The organism is Pseudoxanthomonas sp. JC1303 (genome assembly GCF_058448525.1).
Map to the genome: position 1 here is coordinate 992567 of NZ_CP185958.1, position 23513 is coordinate 1016079.

Below are 23513 nucleotides of genomic sequence, written 5' to 3' on the forward strand. Positions count from 1 at the left end.
GAACATCGAAGTCTCACTTCTTCACCGCGCCTGCACCGTGCCGGGCGCAGCTTGGCGCCCCTTCGCCGGCCAAGCGGGCCGGTCTTTCAAACCCCGCAGGAGAAGTTCCGATGAAAGCCTTCGCGTCCCTGGCCCTGGCCGGCCTGTCCGTTGCCATCCTCACCACGCTTGCCGCTCCCGCCCATGCGCAGGCGCCGGGCGATGACACCTTCACGCTGCGCCTGGGCGCGATGAGCGCGGACGGCAGCGGCCGCCTCAAGGGCAGCGGCGAGCTGATGGGCAACGACGTCGACTTCAGCCAGGACTTCGACTTCGGCAGCAACGAGGTGTCGCCGCGCGTGGACGGGGTCTGGCATATCAGCCCGCGCAACCGGGTGATCTTCGACTACTTCCGCTATGACAAGGACAACACCCAGACCCTGGGTGAGGACATCAGCTACGACGGCACCACCGTCCCGGCGGGAAGCTACGCCAAGCTGGAGACACGCTTCCAGTTGGCCAGCCTGATCTATGACTTCTCCGTGGTCGACACCGAGCAGTTCTCGTGGGGCCTGCAGCTGGGCGCCGAGTGGGCCAAGCTGGACGGCAAGGTCACCGCCGATGCGGGACCGGACGTGGGCAGCTTCTACGGCGATGCCAAGGAAGACGGCGAGGCCCCCGTGGTTGGGACTCGCCTGACCTTCACCCCCGGCGATCGCTGGCTGATCAACGTGCAGGGCCAGTACCTGGACGCCAGCTGGGGCAGCTTCGACTACGACGGCAAGATCAAGCGCGCCAACGCGATCGCCGAGTACCGCATCACCGACAACTTCGGTGTGTTCGCCGGCTACGACTGGTTCAAGATCAACTACAACGAGTCCGGGCGGGACGCCTCCGGCGGTATCGACCTGGAGTTCAAGGGTCCGATGGCCGGCGTCACCCTCGCCTTCTGATCCGCGCCACCCTGACTGGCACGAGGCCGCGCATCGTCGCGGCCTCGTTGCGTTCGGGGACTTGCGCTAGTCCGGCGCCTTCTCGACCACCCCACCCTTCATGACGAACTCCACGTGCTCCAGCACGCGCACGTCGGCCAGTGGATCGCCGGACACCGCGATCAGGTCGCCGTATCGCCCGGGCGCGATGGCACCGACATCGCCCTCTTTGCCCAGCACCTTGCCACCGGTCACGGTCGCGGCCTGAATCGCCTCCATCGGGCGCATACCCCACTGCACCATCTTGGCGAACTGGCGTGCGTTGTCGCCATTGGGATAGACGCCGCCGTCGCTGCCGAAACCCAGCGTGACGCCGGCCGCATGCGCGGCCTGGAAGGTCTGGCGCTGCTTCAAACCGACCTGGCGCTCCTTCTCCAGCGATTCGGCGAACACGCCGTTCTTCTCGCCCTCGGCCAGGATGTAGTCGTCGTTGTAGATGTCCATGTCGAACACCGTGCCGTGGGCCTTGGCCAGCTTGAACGATTCGGCATCGGCCAGACTGGCGTGCTCGATGGTGTCCACCCCGGCGCGGATGGCGGTATCGATGCCGGCCTTGCCATGCGCGTGCACGGCGACCTTCATGTCGAGCATGTGCGCGGCCTCCACCAGGGCCTGCATCTCCTCCAGCGAATACTGCTGCGCGCCGACGCTGTCAGTCTTGGACAGTACCCCGCCGGTGCCGCAGAACTTGATCACCTCGGCGCCGTACTTGCGCAGCGTGCGCACGGCCTTGCGGATTTCCTCGGGCCCATTGGCCACCGCCGGCGAGGGCACGCTGACCGAGGGCGGGAATTCGGTGGTGTCGCAATGCCCGCCGGTGGCGCCGATGGCATAGGTCGCCGGCACGATGCGCGGGCCGGCGATGTAGCCGGCGCCGATGGCCTGCTTGAGCGCCACATCGTCGTAGTTGGCCGAGCCGACGTTGCGCACGGTGGTGAAGCCGGCCAGCAGGGTCTTCTTCGCGTTGGCCACCCCGACGATGGTCCAGAAGTTGTCGGTGTATTCCAGGCCGCGATAGCCACTGATGGTCGGGTCGGAAGTCAGGTGCACATGCAGATCGATCAGGCCCGGCAGCAACGTGCGTGGCCCCAGGTCGATGCGCTGCGCGTCGGCCGGGACGGCCTCGCCCTTGTGGCCGACACGGGCGATGCGGCCGTCGGTGATGACCACCTGCGGATCGTCGACCATCGTCCCCTTGAGCACATCGACCAGATGCGCGGCGGTGACCACGACGGTCTGCGGCGCAGGCGCGGGCGTGGTCTGGGCGAAGACGGCGACAGGCGCGCTCAGGGCGAGGCCCAGCACGCAGGCAGCAAGCGATTGCATCGATGATCCCCGAAGAAGACAGGCGACCGTCGCTGGGACGGCCGCCTACCTGTTTAATCCGCATCGCGGCGCGCTGGCAAGTGCTTATTTACTGCTGGGCGGGCGGCTGGAACATTTGGCTCGCCACGCAGAGATAGTCGGCCAGCGGCATTTGGCCAACCGCCGCCCGCCGTGCATCGACCTGGGCGGGGTCTTCCAACGGCTTGGGCACCCACTTTCCATCCCGAGCGATGAGCTGACTGCCGTACCGTTGTGGCTTGCCCTGATTGGTCAGCACGCGATCGGTCAGCAGGATGAAGTCTTGACCCCTCAGGCCACCGTGGCCGACACGCGACTGCACCTGATCCAGCACCTGCGCCTGGAAAGCCGGATCGGCGTCGGCGTGCTGGACCAGCAGCCATGCCGCGTCGACACCGTCCTGGCCCACTTCCGATGGCAGGGGCAGGCCGGCGTGTGCTTCCACAATCCGTTTGATCCGCGGCAGGTTCGCCGCGTCCACGCGCGACATCGCCTCCACGCTTTCGCGCGACCACCCTGCGGCATTGACCGCATCACGCGCCTGCTGATCGGGCGCCACCATGTCCAGCAACTGCTTGCGCAGGGCGGGGTCGGTCGGTGGCGCGGCCTCCTGTTCCGGCGGGGCATCCTCATGTGGATGGTGTTGACGAAATTGCGCCGCCCCGGGGCATTTGGCCAGCGCAGCGGCGAGCTCGGGATGATCGTCTTCGGCCAGGGCCGGCATCGCCAGAACGAGCAGCAGCGCACCCTTTAGCAGCATCCTGATCAACACAACACTCCATCAACCCAGCGGAATACGGAAATTACCGCAAGGCCACGATGTCCCGCCATCGCCACATGACAACGCCCCGGCGAGCGGGGCGTTGTCACGGCAGGCGTTGCAGCGAACGCTTACTTCTTCTTCGGAATGTACAGATCGGTGATGGTGCCGTCGTAGACCTCGGCGGCCATGCCGACCGACTCGCTCAGGGTCGGATGGGCATGGATGGTGTGGCCGATGTCCTCCGCCTCGGCGCCCATCTCGATGGCCAGGCCGATCTCGGCCAGCAGGTCACCGGCATGCACGCCGACGATGCCGCCACCGACAATGCGATGGGTCGCCTCGTCGAAGATCAACTTGGTGAAGCCCTCGGTGCGGCCGATGCCGATGGCACGGCCGCTGGCCGCCCACGGGAACTTGGCCACGCCAACCTTCAGGCCCTTGGCCTTGGCCTCGGTTTCGGTCACGCCCACCCAGGCGATCTCCGGATTGGTATAGGCCACCGACGGCACCACGCGGGCCACCCATTCCTTCTTCTCGCCCGAGGCCACTTCGGCGGCCAGCTTGCCTTCGTGGGTGGCCTTGTGGGCCAGCATCGGGTTCCCGACGATGTCGCCGATGGCGAAGATGTGCGGCACGTTGGTACGCATCTGCTGGTCGGCCGGGATGAAGCCGCGGTCGGTCACCTGCACGCCGGCCTTGTCGGCGCCGATCTTCTTGCCGTTGGGCGCACGGCCCACGGCGACCAGCACGCGGTCCCAGGTGCCCGATTCCAGCTCAGGCTTGGCGCCTTCGGTGGCCGATTCGAAGGTCACCGTGATGCCCTTCTTCTCGGCCTTGACCCCGCTGGCCTTGGTCTTGAGGTGAACGACGACGCCCTGCTTCTTGAGGCGGTCGGCCAGCGGCTTGACCAGGTCCTTGTCGGCGCCGGGCATCAGCTGGTCCATGAACTCCACCACGGTGACCTGGCTGCCCAGCGCGCTGTAGACGGTGGCCATTTCCAGGCCGATGATGCCGCCGCCGACGACCAGCAGCTTCTTGGGGATTTCGGCCAGTTCCAGCGCGTCGGTGGAATCCATCACGCGCTTGTCGTCCCACGGGAAGTTGGGCAGCTTCACCGCCTGCGAGCCGGCGGCGATGATGCACTGCTCGAAGCGCAGCAACTGGGTCTTGCCGTCCTCGCCGGTGATCTCGATCTCGTTGGGCGAGACGAACACGCCGGTGCCCTGCACGACCCTGACCTTGCGCTGCTTGGCCATGCCGGCCAGGCCGCCGGTGAGCTTGCCGACCACCTTCTCCTTGTACTCGCGCAGCGTGTCCAGGTTGATCTTGGGCTTGGAAAACTCGATGCCGCACTCGGTCGCATGCGCGGCCTCGTCAATGACGTTGGCCGAATGCAGCAGCGCCTTGGACGGGATGCAGCCCACGTTGAGGCACACGCCGCCCAGCGACGCGTAACGCTCGATCAGGACGGTGTCCAGGCCCAGGTCCGCGGCGCGGAAGGCCGCCGTGTAGCCGCCCGGGCCGGAGCCCAACACGACCATGCGGCACTCGATGTCGGCCGGCTTGCCGGTGCCGGCGGAGGCCTTGGGCGCGGCGGCGGCATCGGGCTGGGCCAGCGATGGGGTGACCGGGGCCGGGCGCGGGGCCTCGGCCGCCGGGGCTTCCGGCGAAGCACCAGCAGATGCTTCGCCACCCTCGCCGTCCAGGACCAGCACCAGGTCGCCCTGGCTCAGCGTGTCACCCACCTTGACCTTGATTTCCTTGACCACGCCGGCGGCCGAGGACGGCACTTCCAAAGTGGCCTTGTCCGATTCCAGCGTCACCAGGCCCTGCTCCTTGGACACGGTGTCGCCCACCGAGACCAGAACCTCGATCACCGGTACGTCGGTGAAGTCACCGATGTCGGGCACCTTGACCTCGATGGGACCGCCACCGGATGCCTTTGCCGGGGCCGGGGCGGAGGCCTGCGCTGCCTTGGGCGCTTCGGCCTTGGCCGGTGCGGGCGCGGCGGCCTTGGGGGTCTCGCCCGCGGCCGGCGATGCGGTACCTGCATCACCTTCCGCTTCCAGCACGATCACCAGGTCGCCCTGGCTCAGCGTGTCGCCCACGTTGACCTTGATTTCCTTGACCACGCCGGCGGCCGAGGACGGCACCTCCAGGGTGGCCTTGTCCGATTCCAGCGTCACCAGGCCCTGCTCCTTGGACACGGTGTCGCCCACCGAAACCAGGACCTCGATCACCGGCACATCGGTGAAGTCGCCGATATCGGGAACCTTTACTTCGATCGTGTTTGCCATGTCATTGCTCTCCTGTTTCCGGGGCGGCGTCGGGATGGCGTGCCTGCTCGTCCCGGATCGCGCGGTGTACGTCGTCCACCGCGTCGTTGCCTGCGGTGGAAGGTTGAAGGGGTCGTGCGTCGGCCTCGTGCGCCGGCGCGGTGTCCAGGCGCAGCGCGCGCAGGGCCTGCTCGCCATCCAGGCCGAACACGCTGCGCAGGTGCAGGTCGCGCTGCGGGAACGGGATCCCCAGCCCATGCCGGGCCAGGGCCGAGTGCAAGGCCCAGAAATACGCGGCCTTGACCGTAGAGGGACGCTTGGTGGCTTCCGGCGTCAGCCAGATCACCAGCTCGAAATCCAGGCTGCTCTCGCCGAAGTTCACCAGCCACACCTGCGGGCGCCGCGCGCCTTCCAGGGTCAGGGTGAAGGGCACCTCGGCGGCCGCCTCCAGCGCGGCCCGCTTGACCGTGTCCTTGTCCACGCCGTAGGCCACGCCGAACGGCACCTTGATCCGTCGCGAGCCATCGCCGTGGGTCCAGTTGACCACCCGGCCGCTGACGAACTCCGAGTTGGGCACCAGGATGTCGATGTTGTCGTTGGTGACGATGGTGGTGGCGCGGATGTGGATGTCGCGGACCTCGCCGTGCACGCCGGACTCCAGTTCCACAAAGTCGCCCACGCGCAGGGACTTGTCGAACAGGAGGATCAGGCCGGAGATGAAGTTGTTGAAGATCGCCTGCAGGCCAAAGCCCAGGCCCACGCCGATGGCCCCGGCGAACACGGTGAACTTGCCCACCGGCATGCCGATCGCCGCCAGCGCGATCAGCAGGCCCGCCGCCAGCAGCGCGTACTGGACGATGCGCGAGACCGTGTACAGCGAGGCCTGGCTGGTGCGCGGATGCCGGTCGCCATAGCGGGCCAGGCCGCGCCGGGCCAGCCTGGATACCACCCAGGTCAGCAGCAGCACCACCGCGGCGGCCACCAGGCCACCGACCGTGATCGGCACCCCCGAGACGGTCAGCAGCTTGTAGTCCAGGACCGGCAGCAGCCCGGCCGAATGCTCGCGCGCGGCATCGCGCACCCAGTCGCCAGCGCCGCTGGCGTCCTGCGGGGCAGCGGCGGCGGCGAGCAGCCCCGGCATGGGGCTCAGCGTGCCCGGCGGCGCGGTGGACGGGCCAGGGTCACAGCAGGACCCGGCGCATGTCGCCCAGCACGCGGGCCAGGTCGGCGGTGAAGCGCGCGGCCAGCGCCCCGTCGATCACGCGGTGGTCGTAGCTCAGCGACAGCGGCAGCATCAGGCGTGGCTGGAAGGCCTTGCCGTCCCACACCGGCTGGATGGCCGACTTGGACACGCCCAGGATCGCCACCTCCGGCGCATTGACGATCGGGGTGAAGGCGGTGCCGCCGATGCCGCCCAGCGAGGAGATCGAGAAGCAGCCGCCGGTCATCTCGGCCGGGCCCAGCTTGCCGTCGCGCGCCTTCTTGGCCAGCGCGCCGGTCTCTGCGGCGATGTCGTTGACGCCCTTGCTGTCCACGTCGCGAATCACCGGCACGACCAGCCCGTTGGGCGTGTCGGCGGCAAAGCCGATGTGGAAGTACTTCTTCAGCGTCAGGTTCTCCCCGGCCGCATCCAGCGAGGCGTTGAAGGTCGGGTACTTCTTCAGCAGCGCGGCGCTGGCCTTGATCAGGAAGGCCAGCATGGTCAGCTTGACGCCGGACTTGGACTTCTCGGCCTCCTTGTTGAGCTGCACACGCAGGTCTTCCAGGTCGGTGATGTCGGCCGAGTCGAACTGGGTGACGTGCGGGATCATCGCCCAGTTGCGCGCCAGGTTGGCGCCAGAGATCTTCTGGATGCGCGAGAGCGGCTGGACCTCGGTCTGGCCGAACTTGGAGAAGTCCACCTTGGGCCAGGCCAGCAGGTTCAGGCCATTGCCGCCGCCGGCCGCGGCGGCAGGCGCGGCTGCGCTGGCACCGCCACCGGCCAGGGCCTGCTTGACGTAGCCCTGCACGTCTTCCTTAGTGATGCGGCCCTTGCGGGCGCTGCCGGACACCTTGGACAGGTCCACGCCCAGCTCGCGGGCGAACACGCGCACCACCGGGCTGGCATGCGGGACCTTGTCGGGCATCACCCGGTCGGCATCGAAGGCCACCGGCGGGGTGCTGGTCGGCGGGGACGGCGGCGCATCCTGGCCGGCGGTGGCGCCGGAGGCCACGCGCGACTGCGACTGGGCGATCTCGCGCTGGGTCAGTTTGTCAGGGGAACCGGTCTGGACCGGCTCGGCCGGGCTGTCCGGCTCGGCCGCCTTGGCCGGCGGGGCGGCAGACGCCTTGGCCGGGGCCGGCTTGTCCTCGGCCTTGGGCGCCGGGGCCGAGTCGTCCTGCGGCTCGATCATGGCCACGACCGCGCCCTCGGAGAGGGTGTCGCCGACCTTGACCTTTAATTCCTTGATCACGCCGCCAAAGGCCGCGGGCACTTCCAGGGTGGCCTTGTCCGACTCCAGGGTGATCAGCCCCTGGTCCTTCTGTACCGTGTCCCCGACGGAGACCAGCACCTCGATCACAGGCACGTCGCTGTAGTCACCGATGTCGGGGACGCGTGCTTCCTGGGCTTGAGCCATCTGCTGAACTCCGGTTGGATTCTTGTGGGACTGGGCCGGCCATTGTACGACCGTCGCGCGCGTCGCCAAGCTTGGCTCATGGCAACTGGCCGAAATCCTGTCAGGATCGGACGAAATTTCGTCTTTGCTCGACCAATTGCCTAGACACCTGCTTCAACACCGCGTGTTCACCGACGCCCGCGAACAATGCGCTGCAACGTTTTCATGCGGAAGACGCCTGCAAAGCCCCCATGCCCGCTTCCCCCAACCGCTTTCCAGCCCCGCCACACCTCTCGGGCGACCACGCCCTGTTCCTGGACGTGGACGGCACGTTGCTTGAGTTCCAGGACGACCCCAGCGCAGTCGCGCTCCCGGAAGGTGGGCTGGACACGGTGCTGCGCCTGTCCGAGCGCCTCGGCGGCGCGCTGGCCCTGATCAGCGGCCGCCCCCTGAGCGAACTGGATGCGGTCTTCACACCCCACGCCCTGCCGGCAGCCGGGATGCATGGTCAGGAACTGCGCGGCGCCCCCGACTCGGCGCGCGCGGTGCCGGTCCAGGCCCTGGAGGCGCTGCGCCGTGAGGCGACGATCCTCTCCCACCGCTATCCCGGGGTGCGGGTGGAGAACAAGCACAGCAACATCGCCCTGCACTGGCGCGCCGCGCCGGCCGCCGCCGATGCCCTGCAAGCGCTGGCCGCCCGCCACCTGCCCGATCTGCCGGGCTACCGCCTGCAGCCTGGCAACCAGGTGATAGAGCTGGTGCCGGACGATGTGGACAAAGGCCGCGCCATGCGTAGGCTGCTGGAAGCGCCCCCCTTCGCCGGCCGCAGGCCGGTGTTCGTGGGCGATGACCTGACCGACGAGTACGGCTTTGCGGCGGCCAATGCACTGGGCGGCTGGAGCGTGCTGGTCGGCCGGCGCGCCAACAGCCATGCGATGTACGCCCTGCCCGACGTCTCGGCGGTCCACGCCTGGCTGCGGTCCCACCTCTAGCGGTCCCCACCCCCACTACCCCCACGGAGCAAGCATGAGCCACCCCACCCTGGACATGGGCGTCATCGGCAACGGCAGTTTCGGCGCCCTCATCGACAAGCAGGCACGGGTGGTCTGGAGTTGCATGCCCGCCTTCGACGGCGATCCGGCCTTCTGCAGCCTGCTCTCGCCGGTCCAGCAGGAGGGGGGCGACTTCGCGGTGGAACTGGAGGACTTCGCCTCCAGCGAGCAGCACTACCTCACCAACACCGCGATCCTGCGCACCGTCCTGCGCGACACCCACGGCAACGCGCTGGAGATCATCGACTTCGCCCCGCGCTGGCGCGAGAACCAGCGCTTCTACCGACCGGTCAGCATCATTCGCCAGATCCGTCCGATCAGCGGCACGCCACGCATCACCATCCGCGCTCGTCCGCTGGCCGATTGGGGCGCGCGCAAGCCAGAGACCACCTGGGGCAGCAACCACATCCGCTGGCTGCTGCCCGAGTTCACCCTGCGCCTGACCACCGACGTCCCGGTGCGCTTCTTGCGCGAGGAGACGCCCTTCATCCTCAGCCACCCGGTGCACCTGGTGCTGGGCGTGGACGAATCCCTGCGCCGCTCGCTGGCAGGGTACGTGCGCGAGGCCGAGGAGAACACCCGCCATTACTGGACCGAATGGGTGCGCTACCTGTCGATCCCGCTGGACTGGCAGGACGCGGTGATCCGCAGCGCGATCACCCTCAAGCTGTGCCAGTACGAGGACAGCGGCGGCATCATCGCGGCGATGACCACCTCCATCCCGGAGGCCGCCGATACGCCGCGCAACTGGGACTACCGCTATTGCTGGCTGCGTGACGCGGCCTTCGTGGTACGCGCGCTCAACCGCCTGGGCGCGACCCGGACGATGGAGCAGTTCCTGTCCTACATTTTCAACATCGCCACCCACGACGGCACCTTGCAGCCGATGTACGGCATCAACTTCGAGGTCGAGCTGCACGAGCACGATGTGCCCAGCCTGGCCGGCTACCGCGGCATGGGGCCGGTGCGACGCGGCAACCTGGCCTGGATCCAGAAGCAGCACGACGTGTACGGCTCGGTGGTGCTGGCTTCCACGCAGCTGTTCTTCGACCAGCGCCTGGCCGACCCGGGCGACGTGCATGCCTTCGAGCGGCTCGAAGCGCTGGGCGAGCGCGCCGCGGCGCTATACGAGATCCCCGACGCCGGCCTGTGGGAGTTCCGCGGTCGCGCCGAGGTCCACACCTATACCGCGGCCATGTGCTGGGCCGCCTGCGACCGCCTGGCCAAGATCGCCCAGCGCATGCAGCGCGACGATCGCGCCACCTATTGGCGCGAACGCGCCGACACCATCCGCGCCACCACTCTGGAACAGGCCTGGCGCGAGGAGCAGGGCTGGTTCAGCGCTTCGTTCCAGAGCGATTACCTGGATGCCTCGCTGCTGCTGCTGGCCGATATCGGCTTCGTGGCGGCCGACGATCCGCGCTTTGTCTCCACCGTCGAGGCCATCGGCCAGACCCTGAAGAAGGGCGACGCGCTGTTCCGCTACGTGGCCCCGGACGACTTCGGCGAACCGGAGACCAGCTTCACCATCTGCACCTTCTGGTACATCGACGCGCTGGCCGCGATCGGCCGCAAGGACGAGGCGCGAGCGATGTTCGAGCGCATCCTGGCGCGGCGCAATCACCTGGGCCTGCTGTCCGAGGACCTGGCCTTCGAGGACGGCGAGGCCTGGGGCAACTTCCCGCAGACCTATTCGCACGTGGGCCTGATCATCGCCGCCATGCGCCTGTCGCGCTCCTGGCAGGAGGCCTCGTGAGTCGACTGGTCGTGGTCTCCAACCGGGTCGCACTCCCGGGGGAACCACAGACCGGCGGCTTGGCCACCGGCCTGCGCGCGGCGCTGGCCGAACGCGGCGGTCTGTGGTTCGGCTGGAGCGGCAAGGTCAGCCGCGAAGCCAGCGGCACGCTGCACGAACACCGCGATGGCAACACCACCTACGTGACGATGGATCTGTCGCGCCCGGACCACGATGCCTATTACCTGGGCTTCTCCAACGGCGCGCTGTGGCCCTTGCTGCATTTCCGCCTGGACCTGGTGAACTACGACCGCGGCACCCGCGAGGGTTACCGACGGGTCAACGCGCTGTTCGCCGACCGGCTGGCGCCGATGCTCAAGGACGATGACATTGTCTGGATCCACGACTACCACCTGATCCCGCTGGCGGCCCTGCTGCGCGAACGCGGTATCGGCTGCCGGATCGGCTTCTTCCTGCACACCCCGATGCCCTCGGCCGACCTGGTCTCGGCTATGCCAGACCATCAGCGCTTCTTCAGCACGCTGTATGCGTATGACCTGGTGGGCTTCCACACCCGCCGCGACATGGAACGCTTCCAGGCTTACGTTCGGCTGTATGGCGGCGGCCGGGTGATCGCCGATGGCGAGCTGGAAGCCCCCGGCGGGCGCCGTTTCCGCACCGGGTCGTTCCCGATCAGCATCGACACCGCTCTGATCGCACAGCAGGCCCGCATTGCAGCCACCAAACCCGCTGTGCGCGACTTGCGTGGCAGCCTGCGTGGGCGGCTGCTGGCCATCGGCGTGGACCGGCTGGACTACTCCAAGGGCCTGCCCGAGCGCTTCCATGCCTTCGAGCGGTACCTGGAGCGGCACCGCGATCAGCGCGGCAGCCTCACCTTCCTGCAGGTCGCGCCGGTCTCGCGCGGCGAGGTGCCCGAGTACCAGATCCTGCGCAGCCAGCTCGAGCAGATCGCCGGCCACGTCAACGGCGCCTATGCCGAGGCCGACTGGACCCCGATCCGCTACGTCAACCAGAACTACAGCCACACCCAGCTGGCCGGCTTCTACCGCACCGCGCGGCTCGGCCTGGTCACGCCCTTGCGCGATGGCATGAACCTGGTCGCCAAGGAGTACGTCGCCGCGCAGGATCCCGAGGATCCGGGCGTGCTCATCCTGTCCATCCTGGCCGGTGCCGCCGACGAGATGAGCGAAGCACTGATCGTCAATCCGCACGACCTGGACGGCGTGGCCGACGCCATCGCCACGGGCGCCGACATGCCCAAGGCCAAGCGCATCGAACGCTGGCGCGCGATGATGGACCACCTGGAGCGCCACGACATCAATGCCTGGCGGCAGTCCTACCTGCAGGCGCTGGAAGCGGCCTGAGGCGCGCCCCAGGGCGTCGAGCTTGACGTTCTCCAACGTGACGGATTCCGACGTGGACTGCCCTCCGCGCAGCGAAGCGCGCTCCACGCACAGGGGCGTGCCCCTCTCCTGTACGTAACGGGCATCCGCCACGTCGGCCTTCCGCGATACCCGGACCGGCGATGGCGGTTCCGGTCGCGCCGCACTGACTGGACTGCGGGTCGGCGGCGACGTCGAATCGACACCCGCCCCATGCTGCGGCGAGACAGCTCCAAGCGTCGCTCCCTGCACGCTCGCGGTCGCGCGGCATTCACCTTCCAAATCGTCGAAAAGCAACACGCGCCAGCACGAGACGGGGCGGCGACCGGACATCTCGAAGTGCAATTGAAGTCGCCGCCTTGCGCACAAGGCGCTCGAATCGCGCCTGCCAGCTGAACCGGGCCTCCGCACTGGCAACCGCGTCAGTGTGAAGAAAATCGCCTTCATTTAACGTTTTTCTACGTCGACATTGGCCTTGCGCGGGACGAGGCGTGCATCAACATGAAGCGTCCCTGTTCGGCAGCCTGAACCGCACTCGGCATGCCGGGAAGTGTTCATCTGCGAATTTCTACGGTGTGCTCCGTCCCGCCGCTGGTGGGCCTACCGCAAACAAGAAACGAAGAGGTACACCCCATGAATTCGATTCGCCTCATTGGCCTGGCCCTGGTGCCGCTGCTCGCCGCTCCCCCGGTTTTCGCGCAGGACATGGTCGGTGCCGCCACCGACGACGGCACGCCCCATGGCGTGGCCACCAACAGCACCACCGGCGGTGATGCCGCGGCCGCCTACAAGAAGTGGGCCGTGGTTGGCAGCGCCACCATGATGAAGCCTTCCTCGCGCCCGCTGGATGGCTCCAGTCTGGACGTGGACGGCGACACCGCGCCGACCATCTCGGCCAGCTACTACGCGACTCCGAACATCGCCGTGGAGCTCTGGGGCGCTGCCGACAAGTTCAAGCATGACGTCGGCGACAACAACGGCAAGATTGGCAGCGTGTCGCAGCTGCCGGTGGCCATCAGTGGCCAGTACCACTTCGGCACTTCAGACCAGGTGTTTCGTCCGTTCGTCGGCGTGGGCTACTACCAGTCCAACTTCAGCAACGAGAAGCTGGGCAGCGTCCCGGGCCAGCACGTGGCCGTCAATGACGCCAAGGGTGCGATCGGCACGGTCGGTGTCGACATGAACATCAACCCGAACTGGTTCGCCCGCGTCGACGCGCGCTACATGGACAGCTCGCCGGAGATGACCGTCAACGGTCATGGCACCGGTCAGGATCTGGACCTGAATCCGTGGACCGTGGGCGTGGGTATCGGTGCGCGCTTCTAAGTACTGAACAACAACGTTGACACCAACGGCGGCAGGCCTTGTGCCCGTCGCCGTTTTCGTTTGCGCGCATGTACGGCAGAAGCACGCGGTACACACGATGCGCTCACCACACCTTCGCGCGAGGCTGGTCAGCATCGTCTGCCTTGATTCCGACCAGGAGATTTCCATGCCCATCGTCCGCCTGCGCATGACCGGCGACCAGGACGCCACCCTGCAACTGACCCACGCGCTGGAAGCCATCGAAGGCATCGAGCATGTCGAGGAAATCGAAGACCTGATGCCGCACATGGACGACGAGGATTCCAGCTCGGCCGGCCTGAGCGACGATGCCGCCCCGGGTTATTCGGTGATCGAGGTCGAGGCACCCAACGACGAAGGCGTGCGTCGCGTGCGCGAGGTGGCCGAGCGCGTCGCGCGGGTCACGGGCAGCGCTATCGAAGTGCTCAACGACGAAGACGACGAGATCTAGCGCGCGCCGCCGCGTCGGCCGCGCGGTAATCGCCAGCGCAAGCCCCAGGCCGTGGCCAGCCCGTGTCCCAGCAGCAAGCCACCCAGCGCGAACAGCGTGGTGTGGTCGAACGCAGGCAGCCACGGCAACGCCTGTTGATCGCCGATGCGACGCCAGGCGTCGACCACGCCGGCCGCAAGGCGAACCAGCACAAGCAACACCAAGGCCGCGGCGAGCCACGGGCTGGGCGTGTGGAAGCTGCCCTGGGACGTATGCTCCACGCGGCCCAGGACAATCCCCAGCCCGCCTGTACATAAGCCAGCCCCCAGGCCGATCACCGCATAGGTCAGCGCGCCCGGCCACCAGTGCCCGGTGACCGCCATGCCCATCAGGTAGAGGACGGTCGACGCAAGGGCGAACCAGGCATTGAGCCGCACCAGCCAGGGCAGCAGGCGGCGCCTGGCCTTGCCCTGGCGGAACCGCAGGTACAGCCACAGCGGCAGCAGCAGGACCCAGGCCAGCAGGACCACCAACACCACCACGGCCACGATCAGCAACGGCACGCGGCACGCTCCTGCATCACCCCGGGCGTGGCGCGCCTCACGGGTGCACCTGCCCGTCCGCGGCGACACGACGCTCTCGCCGCAGCAGGTACAGGCCACTGGTCACGATGATGCCCACGCCGAGCCAGGTCACCGCGTCGGGCAGCTGCCGCCACAGCAGCAGGTCGGCCAGCACGCCCCAGATCAGGGCCGAATACTCCAGCGGCGCGATGCGCGAGGCCTCGCCATGGCGGAAGGCCTCGGTCAGGGCCATCTGTGCCAGCGCACCGGAGATGCCGATGGCGATCACCGGCCACAGGTCCGCGCGTACCAGCGGCGTCCAGTCCGCCCACGCCAGCACGCCTGCGAACACCGCCATCATCGCCACCAGCCAGACCACCATCGCCTGGCTGCTTTCGCGCGGGGCCATCGCGCGTGTAGTGAGGATGCTGGCCGCATAGCACGCCGCCGCACCCAGCACCGCCGCGCCAGCCGCCGTCCACAGGCCCGCACCGGTCGGCCGTAGCACCACCAGTACGCCCAGCAGCCCCAGGACAATGGCGGTCCAGCGTCGCGGTCCCACATGCTCGCCCAGGATCGGGCCGGCAAGTGCGGTGACCAGCAAGGGTGCTGCGAAGGTCAGTGCGTAGGCGGTGGACAGCGGCATGCGCGCCACGCCATAGACGAAGCCGGCCATCATCCCGATGCTCAGCACGCCCCGCAGCAGGTGCAGCGGCCAGCGCACCCGCAGCAGCGCGCGCGGCCCCACCGTGACCAGCGCCCAGGCCAGCACCAAGGGCAGCGAGGATGCTCCACGCAGCGCGGCGACCTGCAGCGGGGCATGGCGGGCGGCGAGCAGCTTCAGGCCGACGTCCATCACCGCGAACAACGCCACGGCGCAGAGCATCAGCCCCGCGGCGCGCCAGGGCGGAGCGTGGGAGTCCATGGTGGGCGATTATGCCCCGCAGCCTGGCAAGGGCGTCGGCGCGGGCTTCGCGTTACCCTTTGCGACCCATTTTCACAGCAGGTGCGCCCATGCCCTCTTTCGACGTGGTTTCCGAGGTCAACAGCCACGAGCTCACCAACGCGGTGGATCAGGCCAATCGCGAGCTGTCCAACCGTTTCGACTTCAAGGGCGTGGACGCCAAGTTTGTGCTGGAGGACAGCGTGATCAACCAGTCCGCGCCCAGCGATTTCCAGCTCAAGCAGATGGAAGACATCCTGCGCGCACGCCTGATCGCGCGCGGCATCGATGCGCGCTGCCTGGAGTTCAGCGAGGTGGAGACCAACCTGGCCGGCGCGCGCCAGAAGATCACCGTCAAGCAAGGCATCGAGCAGAAGCTGGCCAAGCAGATCGCCGCCAAGATCAAGGAATCCAAGATCAAGGTCGACACCCAGATCAACGGCGACAAGCTGCGCGTCAACGGCAAGAAGCGCGACGACCTGCAAGCTGCCATCGCCCTGCTCAAGCAGTCCGAGTTCGAACAACCGCTGCAGTTCGACAATTTCCGCGACTGAGCGACAGCCTGGCCTGAGCTGCAAGACGACGAAGGCCTGCCTCGCGCGGGCCTTCGTTATTCGGACTGCGGAGAGTAGGCGTGATTGGACGGCCGCGCGTGGGCGCTCGATCCGCGGGTTGTCCTCTCAGCGCAGTTCCCAAGTCAGTTTGGCCTTGGACGCCATCGGCGCGTTTGCGACCAGGCATCGGCCTACAATCTGGTCCATGCACTCCAACTTTCCAGAACCCACCTCCGACAACATCCTGCACGACCCCATCGCCGATACCCGCCATTGGCTGGAGAAGGCGGTGATCGGCCTGAACCTGTGCCCCTTCGCCAAGGCGGTCTACGTCAAGCAGCAGGTGCGCCTGGTGCTCAGCGACGCGACCACGCCCGAGGCGCTGCTGGAGCAGTTGATGGAAGAGCTGGTGCTGCTGCGCGATACGCCGGCCGAGGTCCTCGACACCACCCTGATCGTGCATCCGCAGGTGTTGGAAGACTTCCTGGACTACAACGACTTCCTGGACAACGCCGACATGGCGGTCGAGCAGCTGGACCTGCAGGGCATCCTGCAGGTGGCCAGTTTCCACCCCGGCTACCAGTTCGCCGGGGCCGCGCCCGACGATGTGTCCAACTACACCAATCGCTCACCCTGGCCCACGCTGCACCTGTTGCGCGAGGACAGCGTGGAGCGCGCGGTGGCGGCCTATCCCGACCCGGATGTCATCGTGGACCGCAACATCGCCACGCTCGATGCATTGGGCGTGGAGGGCTGGCGGCGCCTGCTGGAGTCCTGATCGGTCCACGCCGCGCTGCACGCGCCGTGCATGCGTGCGTGGCGACACTGGGGCTTTCCACACAGGACCGCCTCCATGTCGCTGACACCGCCGATCACGCCCTGGAACCCCGCCCCGCTGGCCGGACGCGTGGTGATGATCACCGGCGGCGCGCAGGGCATCGGCCGCGGCATCGCCCAGGCGGTGCTGGGCGCCGGTGGTCGGGTCGCCATTGGCGATCTGGACGCCGAGGCCGGCAAGGCCTGCCTGGCCGAATGGGGGCGCGGTGGGGACGCGTTCTTCCGCCGCCTGGACGCGGCCAGCGAGCGCAGCGTGGCCGCCTTCGTCGCCGCCGCGCTCAAGCACTTCGGCCAGTTGCATGGGCTGGTCAACAACGCCGGCCCGCCGGACCCGCACGTACCGCCGCTGGACACGCTGGACGCGGGCGAATGGAACCAGCGCCTGGCCAGCCTGCATGGCGCCTTCCTGTGCAGCAAGCACGCGCTGTCGGCGCTGCGCCAGGACCAGGGCGCCATCGTCAACATCGCCTCCACCCGCGCAACGCAGTCCGAGCGGCACAGCGAGGCCTACGCCGCCGCCAAGGGCGGACTGGTCGCCTTCACCCATGCGCTGGCGTTGAGCGAGGGCCCGCGGGTGCGGGTCAATTGCATCAGTCCGGGCTGGATCGCCACCGATGCCTGGCGCGCACCGCAGCGCCGGCGTCAGCCCAAACTGTCCAAGGCCGACCACGCCCAGCATCCGGTCGGGCGCGTCGGGACCCCGGAGGACATCGCCACGCTGGCCGTCCAGCTGTTGGCGCCGACGCTGTCCGGCTTCGTCACCGGACAGGAGTTCCTGGTCGATGGCGGCATGACGCGCAAGATGCAATACGCCTGATCGCCGGCCGTCGTCCGGCGCACCGGCTTACCAGGCCGGCTTTTCTGCCGCTTCCATCTCGGCGATGCGCGCCTTCAGGCGGGTCACTTCCTGCTGCAGCTGGTCCAGGCGCAGGCGCAGCTGCGGCAGGGTTTCCTCGGCCGGGGAGGCCGCTTCGGCGGAGGTCTCGGCAGCACGCTCGGGCTTGGCCCGGCGCTTGGATTCGCGCACGCGCTTGGCGGCTTCCTTCAGTTCGGCCACCCCGCCCTGCGCGGCGGCCTGCTGCTCCTCGGCCGGCAGCGTGGCGACCACCGCGGCGGTGTTGATCGACAGTTCGCCGGCACGCACGGCGGCGATGACTTCGGGCGCGGCCTGCTTCTGGATCTTCTCGATCGCCGCGACCTGGCTGTTGCTGAGCTTGGCGGCCTTGGCCAGCTCCTCGCGGGTGGGCAGCGCGGCCGAAGCCACCGGTGCGGTGGACGGCGCCGCGGTGTCCCAGGGCGGGTTGCCGTCATCGGCGGCTTCGGCCGCAGGCGCCTCGGCCGGCGCCTGGCGCGTGCGCTCGAGCAGGATGTCGCGCCGACGCAGCGCCAGCACGCCGCGCTGGAAGTCGGACACGTTGCGCCGGCCCAGGTGCTGGTCGATCATCCACAGGTGGACGTCCTCGATCGAGGTGAAGCGCGTGTTCTGCACGGTATTGAACGGCAGGCCGTGCTTCTGACAGATCCCGTAGCGGTTGTGGCCATCGACCAGGATGTCCCCCCACAGCACCAGGGCATCGCGGCAGCCCTCTTCCAACAGGCTGCGCTCCAGCGCCGCGTGCTCGTCGGGGGTCAATGGATCGATGTAGGCCTTGAGGTCTTCTCTGACGACGATGTTCATGCAACTGCCGGGCGTGCGAGGGGGCGGCATTGTAGGCAGCCCGGACGCCCGCGTCGCCCTTGCATTCACCGCGGTTTTAAGCGTCGCGCCGGGGCGTTGGCAGGTGGGCCTCCAGCAAGCCGCGCGCGTCGTGCAGCGAGGCCACGATCCGGTGACCGCGCGCGCGCAGCGCCGCATCGGGAACCACCAGGTCCGGCACCTGGATGACGGTCAGGCCCGCGGCCAGCGCGGCGGTCACCCCGGCCGGCGAATCCTCCAGGGCCAGGCAACGCGCCGGATCGGCCTGCAGGCGCTGGGCGGCCAGCAGGTAAATGTCCGGGGCCGGCTTGGGGTGGGCCACGTCGTTGCCGGCGGTGACCGCACGGAAATACGGCAGCAGCCCGGCGGCCTCCAGCTTCTTCGGCGCCAGCGGACGCTGGGTGGAGGTGGCCACCCCGCAGGGCACCCCGTGCGTGGCAAGCAGTTGCAGCAGCTCGTGGATGCCCGGGCGCAGCGGCACGCCGGCCTCGACCACCGCGTGGTAGAGCGCGTAGCAGCGCTCCAGCAGGCGGTCGATCTGCACATCCTCCAGCCTTTCACGCAGGATCGCGCGGCAGGCCGGGCCGCTGTGACCGACCATGCGCAGCCAGAAGGCCTCCTCGATCCGCAGCCCGGCCTCGGCCGCCGCCTGCTGCCAGCACTGCAGCGAAGCGCGCTCGGTGTCGAGCATCAGCCCGTCCATGTCGAAGATCACCGCCTCGGGCAGGAAGTGCAGCGCCGCAACCTGGCTCATGCGCCGCGCCCCGCGAACAGAGTCTGCAGGTCGCCGGCATCCAGCGCCCGCCACTGACCCGGCGCCAACTCCCCCAGGCCCAGCCCGCCCACCTGGCTGCGATGCAGCGCCTCCACATGGTTGCCCACCGCGGCGAACATCCGCCGCACTTGGTGATAACGGCCCTCGTGCAGGGTCAGGCGCGCCTGGCGTGGGCCCAGCGCCTCCAGTTCGGCCGGCAGCAGCGGTTTGGTCTCCGATTCCAGCAGCAGCGTGCCGCTGGCGAACGTCGGTGCCTCGTCGCCGCGCAGGTCCTGGGCCAGCGTCGCCTCGTACACCTTGGGCAACTGCGCCTTGGGCGAGATGATCCGGTGCAGCAGGCCACCGTCATCGGTGAGCAGCAGCAGGCCACTGGTGTCGCGATCCAGCCGGCCCACGGTGGACAGCATCGGATCGCGCTGGCGCCAGCGCGCGGGCAGCAGATCGTAGACCAGCCGCCCGGTGTCCTTGGTCGAACAGGTATAGCCGACCGGCTTGTGCAGCAGCACGCACAACCCGGGGGCGGGATCCAGCGGCTCCCCATCGACGCGGATGGCGTCGTGATCGACCGGATCGTCGGTGTAGAGCACCTCGCCGTCCGCATCGGTGACGCGCCCCTCGCGGAACAGCGCCTGCACCTGCTTGCGGCTGCCATAGCCCAGGTTGGCGATGTGACGCACGATCTTCATGCGCGCGCCCCGGTCGCGGCGATCACCTTGAAGCCCGCGCCCTCCGCCGCCACGCGCACCTGCTCGAACCGCGACTCCAGCGCCGCTTCGTAAGGCAGGTGGCGGTTGGCCACCAGCCACAGCTGGCCGTGGCGCCTGAGCGAAGCGGCGGCCACCTCGATGAAACGCCGACCGATGTCCGGCCGCTCGCCGCGCCCGAGCGCATGGAACGGCGGGTTGCTGACGATCACGTCGTACTGCTTCGGCAGGCCGCTGGCCACGTCATGCCAGTGGACGCCCAGCGGCAGGCGCGCGGCGTGTGGGGCGAGGTTGTCCTCGGCCAGGTCCAGCGCGCGCTTTTCGGCTTCGAACAGGTCCAGCGCGGTGATGCCGGCGCAGCGCGTGAGCAGTGCATCGGCCAGGAAACCCCAGCCGGCCCCCAGGTCGGCCGCCGTGCCACGCAGGGTCGCCGGCAGGGCATCGACCAGCAGTTGCGAGGCCGGATCGACCCGGTCCCAGGCGAACACGCCCGGTCGGCTGCGAAAGCGTCCGCCCAGGATCGGACGTATCCGGTCCAGTTCCCGCCATTGCCCCAGCAGCGCCGCGTCGTGTGTCCCGTCCAGCGGCGGGCTCCAGAACACACGGCAATGGTGCTTGGTCAACGAACCGCCCAGCCCGGTGAGCCGCGCCAGATCCTTTTCCAGCGACTTGGCACCCTCGTCATTAGCCACGCTGGCCACCACGCGCCCACCGGGCGCGCACAGCGAGACCGCCTGCGCCAGCAGTGCCCGGGCTTCGTCCTTCTGCCGCGGCGGCAGCAGCAGCACCAGCGGTGCGGATGCTAGCGATGATGCATCCGCCGCGACGGTCAGCCCTTCGCGCTGCAGCGCGTCGAACGCCGGCCGGAAGCTTTGGGTGCATCGCAGTTGCATGCCGCGCACCTCGCGCAGGGCCGGGCCCGGCCGGGCCCGCAGGAACAGCGCCTGCGGCACTGCGGTGGCAAACGCCGCGGTTTGCAGCGCGTAGGCCAGGGCATCGAGGGGAAGGTCGTTGGAGGCCAAGGCACTCACCAGGCAACAGCAGGGCGCAAAATTCTACAGCGCGGGGCACGGGGCTTCAGGCGCACGCGGGTGGGCCGCCATCGCCGTGTGACCCGATGACGAGCGCGGCCGCCGCGCGCGTCCACCAGGCGACCAGCCCCGACCGCTTCTCCGGATGGCGCGCGCATCGAAATTATTTTCGATTAAGTGCTTGCACTTTTTATTTTCTCCCATTATCTTTCCCGCACCTCGCCGACCGGCGACCCATTCTGTTTCGACGACCGCCATGAAGCCCTCCTTCATCCAAGCCAAGCCAAACGCCCTGTGGCCCTGCCACGGCAGCGCGGCCGATGGCCTGCGCGACCGTCGCAACCTGCGGGCAATGGCCCACTGACCTGACCGGATCCTCCTGACGGAAGATCGGTCACTCCGATCTTCCGAGGCAACGCAGACGCCCTCGGATTCACGCCGGGGGCTTTTTTTCAGGCGTCTGCAAAGGATCCGGGGCTGCATACCCTGCTTCACCCCACCCCCTTCCAACGTTGGAACCCGACAGGTTCCGCCCCGGGGCATCCGGGCGTGCATCCGCGCGCCTGATGCAGGGGCGCGGATGCAACCGGCGCATTTGCGCCGCGTCCCGATGCCCCGATGCGGGCGGCGCAACGTGGATCACCATTAACTCCATCGGATTAACTCCGACGGAAAAAATTATCTGCGCAGCAACGCAGGTAATCGGGTTCGTTTTGCCTGGCATTTCCAGCGGCGTGGGTTGAGTCCCCACCCGGTGCGCGCGGCGCTGCCGTGGCGTATGCCGGAGATGCACAGCAGGACGGACACGACGCGGGCGGTAGCTCACCTGGAGAGAGCGCCGGAACACACCGGAGGGCCAGGTTCGAGTCCTGGACGCCCACCACTGGATAGCTCAGTTGGGTAGAGCAACGGACGATTAATCCGTCGGTCGCGGGTTCGAATCCCGCTCCACGCCCGAAAGGGCACATGACCTGTCACGTCATGACACCGGGCGCAAGCCCACCAGGAAACACCCCGTGCGCAAGCGGGGTCGCCTCGGCGACGGAATGCCGGGCGACAGGCGCAGCGCAGCGGCGGTCACACCGGGCCGATGCCCGCGTGGCTCGCGGCGACGGAAGCGGAAGCGCAGGCATTCGCAGCCCACCGCGGTGCCCGGCGACCCGACCCGCCCGCCCCGACCCATCGCGCGCACCACGCTCCGTGCGATCGACGTGCAGGGGTGTTTCCACCTTCTTCCTTCTGCCTGCGGCGCGGTGTTGCAGGCGAGGTCCGCAGGTCTTCGTCGATCCGGCGTGCGGACCATCAGCAGAGATCGACGACACCAGACCACAAGGAGAAAGTGCCATGTTCTGGACCAAGCGGGTCGTGATCGGTGACGGCGAGCGCGGCCTGGTGTTTGCCAATCGTCAATTCCAGCGGGTGCTCGGCGCCGGCGTGTACCGCCTGTTCGACCCCTTCAACAAGACCGAGGTGCGCGTGCATCCGACCGTGCCGGCCGAGTACGCCGGCAAGGACAGCGAGGTGCTGATCGCCGCGTTGGGCGCGCGCCTGGACGAGACCTTCGTGCTGGCCAACCTGGGCGCCGATGAAGTCGGCCTGGTGCTGAAGAACGGCAAGCTGGAAGACGTCCTGCCGCCCGGCACGCGCAAGCTGTACTGGCGTGGGCCGGTCAACGTGGAGGTGCGCGCATTGCCACTGACCGCCGACCTGGAAGTCCCGGTCGAGGTCATGCGGCGCCTGCGCCAGCTGGGCGCATTGTCCAAGCTCGCGGTGGTGGCCGACGTGCCGGCGGAGTTCGCCGGCCTGGTCTTCATCGACGGCAAGCTGGCACGCACGCTGACGCCGGGCAGCACGGCCTTCTGGAATTTCCAGAAGAACGTGGTCGTGGATCTGGTCGACCTGCGCGTACAGGCGGTCGAGGTGCAGGGTCAGGAGTTGCTGACCCGCGACAAGGTCTCCTTGCGCGTCAACCTCGCCGCGAGCCTGCGTGTGACCGATCCGGTCGCCGCGCGCACCCAGGTCGCCAAGTACGCCGACCAGGTATACCGCGAGCTGCAGTACGGCCTGCGCAAGGCGGTCTCGTGCAAGTCGCTCGACGAACTGTTGGGCGACAAGGCCGGGCTGGATGCGGAGATCTTCACCGCCGTGCGCGGCAAGCTCGATGCATTCGGCGTGGAGGTCCTGGGCGTGGGCATCAAGGACGTGATCCTGCCCGGCGAGATGCGCCAGATCCTCAACGCGGTGGTGCAGGCGGAGAAGCAGGCGCAGGCCAACGTCATCCGTCGTCGCGAGGAGGCCAACGCCACCCGGTCGCTGCTCAACACGGCCAAGCTGGTGGAAGAGAGCCCGGTGCTGATGCGCCTGAAGGAGCTGGAAGCCCTGGAGAAGGTGACCGAGAAGATCGAGCGCCTGACCGTGTTCGGCGGCCTGGATGGCGTGCTCAAGCAGCTGGTCACACTGAAGTAGCAACACCCCGCGCGCGCCGCATGGACATG

General features: G+C 68.2%; 21 protein-coding genes and 1 tRNA gene. 11 read left to right on the forward strand and 11 right to left on the reverse strand.

Translation table 11 applies throughout. From position 1 onward, the window contains the following. The first annotated feature begins 110 nt into the window (after positions 1-110). Complete coding sequence (locus tag ACORQU_RS04450) at positions 111-932, forward strand: hypothetical protein (RefSeq protein WP_491643661.1); 822 nt, start codon at positions 111-113, stop codon at positions 930-932. A gap of 66 nt (positions 933-998) precedes the next feature. On the opposite strand, the gene ACORQU_RS04455 is transcribed toward ACORQU_RS04450, so the two are convergent. The 5 genes from ACORQU_RS04455 to ACORQU_RS04475 form a co-directional block, all read right to left on the reverse strand. Then, positions 999-2297 (reverse strand): Xaa-Pro dipeptidase, encoded by a 1299-nt coding sequence (locus tag ACORQU_RS04455; RefSeq protein ID WP_491643662.1) that lies wholly within the window; start codon positions 2295-2297, stop codon positions 999-1001. Positions 2298-2385: 88 nt separating this feature from the next. Continuing rightward, complete coding sequence (locus tag ACORQU_RS04460) at positions 2386-3075, reverse strand: DUF6624 domain-containing protein (protein ID WP_491644951.1); 690 nt, start codon at positions 3073-3075, stop codon at positions 2386-2388. A 131-nt stretch (positions 3076-3206) separates the two neighbouring features. Beyond that, positions 3207-5375 carry a dihydrolipoyl dehydrogenase gene (lpdA, locus tag ACORQU_RS04465; protein WP_491643663.1) on the reverse strand — a complete coding sequence of 723 codons (2169 nt, stop codon included), beginning with the start codon at positions 5373-5375 and terminating at the stop codon, positions 3207-3209. A gap of 1 nt (position 5376) precedes the next feature. Further along, positions 5377-6495, reverse strand: a complete 1119-nt coding sequence (locus tag ACORQU_RS04470; protein WP_491643664.1) for a mechanosensitive ion channel family protein — start codon at positions 6493-6495, stop codon at positions 5377-5379. 40 nt (positions 6496-6535) lie between these two features. Continuing rightward, positions 6536-8089: a dihydrolipoyllysine-residue acetyltransferase gene (locus ACORQU_RS04475; protein WP_491644953.1), complete on the reverse strand. Its 1554-nt coding sequence runs from the start codon at positions 8087-8089 to the stop codon at positions 6536-6538. Between the two features lie 113 nt (positions 8090-8202). Here ACORQU_RS04475 and otsB point away from each other — a divergent pair, with 113 nt between their 5' ends. The 5 genes from otsB to ACORQU_RS04500 all read left to right on the forward strand — a co-directional run bounded on the left by otsB (position 8203) and on the right by ACORQU_RS04500 (position 13936). After that, complete coding sequence (otsB, locus tag ACORQU_RS04480) at positions 8203-8943, forward strand: trehalose-phosphatase (protein ID WP_491643665.1); 741 nt, start codon at positions 8203-8205, stop codon at positions 8941-8943. 34 nt (positions 8944-8977) lie between these two features. Next, positions 8978-10759: a glycoside hydrolase family 15 protein gene (locus ACORQU_RS04485; protein ID WP_491643666.1), complete on the forward strand. Its 1782-nt coding sequence runs from the start codon at positions 8978-8980 to the stop codon at positions 10757-10759. Next, complete coding sequence (gene otsA / locus ACORQU_RS04490) at positions 10756-12123, forward strand: alpha,alpha-trehalose-phosphate synthase (UDP-forming) (RefSeq protein WP_271644556.1); 1368 nt, start codon at positions 10756-10758, stop codon at positions 12121-12123. Before ACORQU_RS04485 ends, otsA begins: the two co-directional genes overlap by 4 nt. A gap of 651 nt (positions 12124-12774) precedes the next feature. Further along, positions 12775-13467 (forward strand): OmpW/AlkL family protein, encoded by a 693-nt coding sequence (locus ACORQU_RS04495; protein ID WP_491643667.1) that lies wholly within the window; start codon positions 12775-12777, stop codon positions 13465-13467. A 166-nt stretch (positions 13468-13633) separates the two neighbouring features. Then, on the forward strand, positions 13634-13936 hold the full coding sequence (locus ACORQU_RS04500; protein WP_271644554.1) for a hypothetical protein: 303 nt from the start codon (positions 13634-13636) through the stop codon (positions 13934-13936). Here the strand turns inward: ACORQU_RS04500 and ACORQU_RS04505 are convergent. Then, a complete protein-coding gene (locus ACORQU_RS04505; protein WP_491643668.1) occupies positions 13933-14478 on the reverse strand; it encodes a DUF1453 domain-containing protein in 546 nt (181 codons plus the stop codon). The two genes, ACORQU_RS04500 and ACORQU_RS04505, sit on opposite strands and share 4 nt — an antisense overlap. A 37-nt stretch (positions 14479-14515) precedes the next feature. After that, a complete protein-coding gene (locus tag ACORQU_RS04510) occupies positions 14516-15403 on the reverse strand; it encodes a DMT family transporter (protein ID WP_491643669.1) in 888 nt (295 codons plus the stop codon). A gap of 89 nt (positions 15404-15492) precedes the next feature. Between ACORQU_RS04510 and ACORQU_RS04515 the strand changes: the two genes are divergently transcribed. The 3 genes from ACORQU_RS04515 (at position 15493) to ACORQU_RS04525 (ending at position 17629) form a co-directional block, all read left to right on the forward strand. Beyond that, entirely contained in the window at positions 15493-15975 is a 483-nt protein-coding gene (locus ACORQU_RS04515) for a YajQ family cyclic di-GMP-binding protein (protein WP_491643670.1), read from the forward strand. A 205-nt stretch (positions 15976-16180) separates the two neighbouring features. Further along, on the forward strand, positions 16181-16753 hold the full coding sequence (locus tag ACORQU_RS04520) for a DUF1415 domain-containing protein (RefSeq protein WP_491643671.1): 573 nt from the start codon (positions 16181-16183) through the stop codon (positions 16751-16753). 75 nt (positions 16754-16828) lie between these two features. Beyond that, a complete protein-coding gene (locus ACORQU_RS04525) occupies positions 16829-17629 on the forward strand; it encodes an SDR family oxidoreductase (protein ID WP_491643672.1) in 801 nt (266 codons plus the stop codon). Between the two features lie 27 nt (positions 17630-17656). Here the strand turns inward: ACORQU_RS04525 and ACORQU_RS04530 are convergent, their stop codons facing one another. From ACORQU_RS04530 to ACORQU_RS04545, 4 genes are all read right to left on the reverse strand, one after another. Next, the gene (locus ACORQU_RS04530) at positions 17657-18490 is read right to left on the reverse strand and encodes a ParB N-terminal domain-containing protein (RefSeq protein ID WP_491643673.1); all 834 of its coding nucleotides are present in this window, start codon (positions 18488-18490) and stop codon (positions 17657-17659) included. Between the two features lie 76 nt (positions 18491-18566). Beyond that, complete coding sequence (locus ACORQU_RS04535; protein ID WP_491643674.1) at positions 18567-19262, reverse strand: HAD family hydrolase; 696 nt, start codon at positions 19260-19262, stop codon at positions 18567-18569. Beyond that, the gene (locus tag ACORQU_RS04540; RefSeq protein WP_491643675.1) at positions 19259-19969 is read right to left on the reverse strand and encodes a pseudouridine synthase; all 711 of its coding nucleotides are present in this window, start codon (positions 19967-19969) and stop codon (positions 19259-19261) included. Before ACORQU_RS04540 ends, ACORQU_RS04535 begins: the two co-directional genes overlap by 4 nt. After that, positions 19966-21009 carry a class I SAM-dependent methyltransferase gene (locus ACORQU_RS04545; protein WP_491643676.1) on the reverse strand — a complete coding sequence of 348 codons (1044 nt, stop codon included), beginning with the start codon at positions 21007-21009 and terminating at the stop codon, positions 19966-19968. Before ACORQU_RS04545 ends, ACORQU_RS04540 begins: the two co-directional genes overlap by 4 nt. A gap of 821 nt (positions 21010-21830) precedes the next feature. Here ACORQU_RS04545 and ACORQU_RS04550 point away from each other — a divergent pair. Continuing rightward, positions 21831-21901 (forward strand) — tRNA-OTHER (locus ACORQU_RS04550). 461 nt (positions 21902-22362) lie between these two features. Further along, positions 22363-23484, forward strand: coding sequence for a slipin family protein (locus ACORQU_RS04555; protein WP_491643677.1), 1122 nt, complete (start codon positions 22363-22365; stop codon positions 23482-23484). Positions 23485-23513 lie beyond the last annotated feature (29 nt).